Consider the following 6,287-nt stretch of genomic DNA (forward strand, 5'->3'; position numbering starts at 1 on the left):
CGACTGTGCAGAGGGCGCAACGCAACTCGCTGAGGTTATTGCAGTGGATGATGGCGGCATCCCTGGCGCTGCCGATTGCGCTGTTCGTGATCGCCGCCAGCATTTCCTACACCTCGACCAGGGACGTCGCCGATCGGGAGATCGAGCGCACGCTCGACGTCGTCCATGAGCACGCGCTCAAGGTGTTCGAGACCATCGATCGCAGCCTTGCCGAGCTCAACGAGGTGGTCCGCGCCCTTTCCGACGACACCATCCGCGCGCGCGAGCCGGCGCTGCACCGCCGCCTGAAGCGGCTGAGCGATTCGCTGCCACAGCTGAAATCGGCGTGGATCTTCGACGCGGACGGACGGGCGCTGGTCAACAGCCTCGTCTCGCCGCCGCCTGAGCAGAGCTTTGCCGACCGCAACTATTTCTACGCCCATATCGACCAGAGCATAGGCACCTTCATCGGCACGGCCCTGACGCCGCGTCTGCCCTATCAGGGCGCCCGCTTCTTCGGAGTGAGCCGGCGCCGCGACTCCGACGACGGCCGTTTCATCGGCGTGATCCAGGCCTCGGTCCTGCCCGAATATTTCGAGAGCTTCTACGCCAGAATCGGATCGGATCCGGGCAGCTTCTTCGCGATGGGCCGCACCGACGGCGCGATGCTCACGCATTTCCCGCGGCTCGACCACGACCTCCGGCTCGATCCGACCGGACCGGTCGGTCGGGAAATCGCGGCGCGCCCCGAGCATGGCCTCATCACCGTCGCCTGGCCGTCGGACGGGATCGAGCGTCGCATCGGCTACCGACGCGTCGCCGGATACCCGATCTATGTCAGCGCCGGGCTCGAGACCTCGGCAATCCGCGCGCGCTGGCTGGCCACGATAGGCCAGCATCTGGTGTTCGGCCTTCCCGCCACCGCGCTGCTGTTTCTGCTGCTGGCGCTGGCGTTGCGCCGCACCCAGCAAATTCAGGCCGAAGCCGCCAAGCGCCGCGAGGCCGAGGAGGCGCTCAAGCATAGCCAGCGCCTGGAGGCGCTCGGACAGCTCACCGGCGGCGTCGCGCACGATTTCAACAATCTGCTGACGGTGATCCGCGCCTCCGTCGATCTCTTGAACCGGCCGCAACTGACGGAGGAGCGGCGCCAACGCTACATCACGGCCATTGCGGACGCCGTGGCCCGCGCGGCCAAGCTGACCTCGCAGCTGCTCGCCTTCGCGCGGCGCCAGACCCTGAAGCCGGAGGTGTTCGACGTCAGCGAACGGATGCAGTCGCTGCGCGACATGCTTGCGCCCCTGCTCGGGCCGGCCATCGAGATCGCCATGCGCCTGCCCACCGAGCCCTGCCTCGTCCGTGCCGATGCCGGCCAGTTCGAGACGGCGCTGATCAACATGGCGACCAACGCGCGCGACGCGATGCAGGGCAAGGGCAGAATCACCTTCAAGGTCGAGCCCGCGACCACCGTTCCGGACACGTTGGCTGACGCCTCCAGCCAGACCTCGGCAAACCATGGCTTCGTCAGCGTGACCGTCAGCGACACCGGCATCGGTATTCCCGCCGCCCGACTGGGGCGCATTTTCGAGCCGTTCTTCACCACCAAGCAGGTCGGCCATGGCACCGGCCTCGGGCTGTCCCAGGTGTTCGGGTTCGCTCGGCAATCCGGCGGCGAGGTAACGGTCACGAGCGAAGTGGGACACGGCAGCACCTTCTCGCTCTATCTGCCGCGCGTGCCGCCGGAGCTGCTGCCGCAGCGGCAGGCGCCCAACACGGCGCCGGCGGTGGCCGGCAGCGGCATGTCGGTGCTGGTGGTCGAGGACAATATCGAGCTCGCCAATTTCGCCGCCGATGGTCTCACCGAGCTCGGCTACAGCATCACGCTGGTCGACAATGCCACCGACGCACTCGCCGAGCTCGTCCTGGACGCGGACCGCTTCGACGTCGTGTTCTCCGACGTGGTGATGCCTGGGATGACCGGGCTCGATCTGGCGCAGGCCATCTGCGACCGCGGCATCGACGTGCCGATCGTGCTGACCACGGGCTACAGCCAGGCCCTGTCGCAAGATGGCGTGGCCGGCTTCGAGCTCGTGCAGAAGCCCTATTCGATCGAGGAATTGTCGCGCGTCCTGCATCGGGCAGCACGGATCCGGCGCGTCCGGGACGGCGCCGCCGAATAGGGCCTTCGTGGAACCCAAGGGAACCGGTTGATTCCCCTTCGCGTTGTCCGCGCATGCACAAGCCGGCCGCGAAGCGCGAACAGGACAAACCGCCCATCGTTGGGATCGAGGGCGAGAATGGGGACGACGTCGCGGCGCCGCCGCCGGAGCTGCTCGAGCCCGACCCTGAGCTCTCGCCCGAGGAGGCCGAGCAGGCTCGCAAGGATTATCTGCTGACGCGGTTCTGGATCAGCGCGCGCGGCTTCTGGGGACGCAGCGGCGATCGCCTCGCCTGGCCGTTCTCGATCGGCCTCGGCCTGCTGATCATCCTCACCGTCGGTTTCCAATACGGCATCAATGTCTGGAACCGCGCGATCTTCGATGCGATCGAACAGCGCGATGCGGCGAGCGTCTTCCATCTCACCGCGTTGTTCTTCCCGCTCGCGATCGGCAGCCTCGTGCTCGGTGTTGCCCAGGTGTTCGCGCGGATGGGCATTCAGCGGCGCTGGCGGGCCTGGCTGACGGCGAGCGTGCTGACGCGCTGGCTCGCCAACGGACGTTACTACCAGCTCAACCTCGTCGGCGGCGATCACGAGAATCCCGAATACCGGATCGCGGAGGATTTGCGCGTCGCGACCGATTCGCCGGTCGATTTCCTCGCCGGCGTCACCTCGGCGCTATTGTCTGCCGTGACCTTCATCGTCGTGCTCTGGACCATCGGCGGCGCGCTCACCGTCACGCTCAGTGGCACGAGCATCACCATACCCGGCTTCCTCGTGATCGCCGCGATGCTCTATGCCGCGATCGCCTCGGGCTCCATCCTGGTGATCGGCCGCCGCTTCGTGCAGGTGTCCGAGGACAAGAACCAGGCCGAAGCCGATTTCCGTTACACGCTGACGCGCGTGCGCGAGAACGGCGAGAGCATCGCGCTGCTCGGCGGCGAGGAGGAGGAGCGCGACGGCATCGACCGCAACTTCACCAGCGTGATTCGGCAATGGGCGCGGCTCGCGGGTCAGCACATGCGCACCACGCTGGTGTCGCAGGGGTCGAGCCTCGTTGCGCCCGTGGTGCCGCTGCTGCTCTGTGCGCCGAAATTCCTCGACGGCAGCATGACGCTGGGTCAGGTGATGCAGGCGGCCTCCGCCTTCACCATCGTGCAGAGCGCATTCGGCTGGCTGGTCGACAATTATCCGCGGCTCGCCGACTGGAACGCCTGCGCGCGCCGCATCGCCTCGCTGATGATGTCGCTCGACGGCCTCGAGCGCGCCGAGCAAGGCGACGGTCTCGGCCGCATCCAGCGCGGCGAAACGCGCAACGACGCCATGCTGGAGCTGCACGACCTCTCGGTCACGCTCGACGACGGCACCGCCGTGGTCGGCGAGACCGAAGTGGTGATCGAGTCAGGCGAGCGGCTCCTGGTCGCCGGCGAATCCGGCACCGGCAAGAGCACGCTGGTGCGTGCGATCGCCGGCTTGTGGCCCTGGGGCGGCGGCAGCGTGAATTTCCATCCCGACCGGCGGCTGTTCATGCTGCCGCAGCGGCCTTACGTGCCGTCAGGATCTCTGCGCCGCGCGGTCGCCTATCCCGGTGCCGCCGATCACTGGACCGTGGACGAAATTGGCGGAGCCCTGCACAAGGTCGGGCTCGATCATCTCAAGGAGAAGATCGAGGAGGAAGGTCCCTGGGACCAGACCCTGTCAGGCGGCGAGAAGCAGCGCCTCGCCTTCGCGCGGCTCTTGCTGCACAACCCCGACATCGTCGTGCTCGACGAGGCGACTTCGGCGCTCGACGAGAAGAGCCAGGACAGGATGATGAAGATGGTCACCGACGAGCTGCCGAAGGCGACCATCGTCAGCGTCGCACATCGGGCCGAGCTCGAGGCCTTCCACAGCCGCAAGATCGTGCTGGAGCGCCGCAAGGGTGGCGCCAAGCTCGTCAGCGACATCGACCTGATCCCGCGCAAGGGCAAGCGCCGGCTGCTCGGGCGATTCCTGCGGCAGCGGAAAGCGCCGAAGAAGGCGGCGTAACACCCTCTCTCCGTCGTCCCGGACAAGCGCGCCCGAAGCGCGCGCCGATCCGGGACGACACTGAGATTGTGGCTCGCTTGGCGCCCCGACACCGAAATTGTGGCCCTCCTCAAAACCGGCTATGCATGCGCCGCCTGCAACGAGGATCGCCCGCTTGACGACCGACAATGCCCCTTCGTCCGCGCCGTTCGGCGCATTTGCGCCGAATGCGGCGCAGGCCGCGATCATTCGCCTCGCGACGCAATCGGGGCTGAAGCGCGGCGCGTTCCGTCCGTGGATGTCGCGGCTGGTCAATCTGCTGCGGAGCGGCCCTGTCGACGTGCAATATCAGGGCGCCTCGTTCCGGCTCTATCACCAGGGCAGCGCGACCGAGCGCGGCGCATTGTTCAATCCCGATTACAATCTCGACGAGCTCGATTTCCTGCGCCAGCACACTCCCGCAGGCGGCGCCTTCGTCGACGTCGGCGCCAATGTCGGCACGTTTGCATTGGTGATGGCGCAACAGGTCGGCAGCACGGGCAAGGTGGTCGCGATCGAACCGCATCCACTGACGTTTGCGCGGCTCTCCTTCAATCACGCCGCATCGAAGACGGCGCAAGTGCGCCTGGTGCAGGCCGCAGCCGGCGACAGCGACGGCGAACTGATGATCGAGAGCGGCGGCGGCAATCTCGGCGCCACCCACGTCGTCACCGGTACGGCCAGCACCGACGCGATCAAGGTGCCGTCGCTGCGGCTGACGCGCATTCTCGATGAGGCCGGCGTCACGCAGATTGATTCGCTCAAGATCGACGTCGAGGGTTTTGAAGACCGCGTGCTGATCGGCTTCTTCCGCGACGCTCCGCCATCACTGTGGCCACGCGCGGTGGTGATCGAGCACCTGTCGCAGAACGAATGGCAGCAGGATTGTATCGCCGACATGGTCGCGCGTGGTTATGCGATCGTGCGCATGACGCGTAGCAATACGTTCCTGTCGCGCTGACGGGAACGAACAACGGAGGCTAACGATGATCGACCATTTGGGCTTTTCCGTCTCCGACTACGAGCGCGCCAAGACATTCTACGCTAAGGCGCTGGCGCCGCTCGGTTACGGCCTGATCATGGAAGTCACGGCAGAGCAGACCGGGCACGCTGCGGCCGCAGGCTTCGGCGCCGACGGCAAGCCGGACTTCTGGTTCGGCGGCGAAGGCGCCATGAACAAGCCGGTGCATATTGCCATTCGTGCTGACAACCGCGCCACGGTCGACGCGTTCTACAAGGCGGCTATCGCGGCAGGCGGCCGCGACAACGGCCCGCCCGGCATCCGCCCGCATTACCATCCGAACTATTATGGCGCCTTCGTGCTCGATCCCGATGGCCACAACATCGAGGCGGTCTGCCACACGCCGGAATAAGGCAGACCCAGCGCGATGCGATGCGGAACATCTGCGCGGCATCATCGTTGTCGTTCTCCGGACAACTATCTCGATGATGCCGATGCCGATCGAACCGCCCGAGATTCCGCCGTCGACGCCCGGCACTCCCGTCGAGCCACCGCCCGGAATTCCACCAGGCAATCCGCAGCCTGAAATCACGCCGCCGGTGCGCGAGCCCGGCTCGCCACCGCGGCCCGATGAATTGCCGGGCCGTATGCCTGAGGAGATTCCACCACGCGGGCCAAACGGGCCGCTCACACCCAACCCTGCGACGGATGCAAGTTCACCGCAGGATCGCGCGTGAGGCGAGATCATCTGTGTGGCGATTGCAACCTGCGTCTGAATGCGCAATGAACGTCATCATACTGAGTCGATTTCCGTGCAGAAATAAATCGGGCCACGACCGCTTCGCCCGCCACAATCCGGCCTAACGCGTAGCCGTTCATCCCAACACTTCGTCAAAGAACCTTCCGGGGAAGTTCACCACCATGACCAATCTTCGTTTCGTGCTGCTTGCGACGACGGCTCTGACCGCGATGCAATTGGCCAACACCTCGGCGCATGCGCAAAGCACCGCGCCGCTCGTGGTCGCGCAGGCCCAGCCGCAAGACACCGGCCCTGACGGAAAACCGAAGCAGCCGCCGAAGGGCCCGCCAGCGGCCGCGCCGCCTGCGCCACCCGCGCGCCCGGCCGCACCGCCGCCCGCGGCTGCA

Annotated in this window: 5 protein-coding genes and 1 pseudogene; all 6 read left to right on the forward strand. The window is 66.4% G+C overall.

Going from position 1 to position 6,287, the window contains the following annotated elements; genetic code table 11:
• The first annotated feature begins 5 nt into the window (after positions 1-5).
• Positions 6-2,156, forward strand: coding sequence for a hybrid sensor histidine kinase/response regulator (locus tag XH84_RS35395; protein WP_128918910.1), 2,151 nt, complete (start codon positions 6-8; stop codon positions 2,154-2,156).
• A 53-nt stretch (positions 2,157-2,209) separates the two neighbouring features.
• On the forward strand, positions 2,210-4,162 hold the full coding sequence (locus XH84_RS35400) for an ABC transporter ATP-binding protein/permease (protein WP_128918911.1): 1,953 nt from the start codon (positions 2,210-2,212) through the stop codon (positions 4,160-4,162).
• A gap of 154 nt (positions 4,163-4,316) precedes the next feature.
• Complete coding sequence (locus tag XH84_RS35405; protein ID WP_164936181.1) at positions 4,317-5,141, forward strand: FkbM family methyltransferase; 825 nt, start codon at positions 4,317-4,319, stop codon at positions 5,139-5,141.
• A 25-nt stretch (positions 5,142-5,166) separates the two neighbouring features.
• Positions 5,167-5,553, forward strand: a complete 387-nt coding sequence (locus XH84_RS35410; protein WP_128918913.1) for a VOC family protein — start codon at positions 5,167-5,169, stop codon at positions 5,551-5,553.
• Positions 5,554-5,635: 82 nt separating this feature from the next.
• Positions 5,636-5,878, forward strand: coding sequence for a hypothetical protein (locus XH84_RS41250; protein WP_164936182.1), 243 nt, complete (start codon positions 5,636-5,638; stop codon positions 5,876-5,878).
• Between the two features lie 184 nt (positions 5,879-6,062).
• Positions 6,063-6,287: pseudogene (locus XH84_RS35420) on the forward strand (OmpA family protein); the annotation flags it as partial.

Origin of the sequence: Bradyrhizobium nanningense, assembly GCF_004114535.1 — a bacterium.
Lineage (GTDB): Bacteria > Pseudomonadota > Alphaproteobacteria > Rhizobiales > Xanthobacteraceae > Bradyrhizobium > Bradyrhizobium nanningense.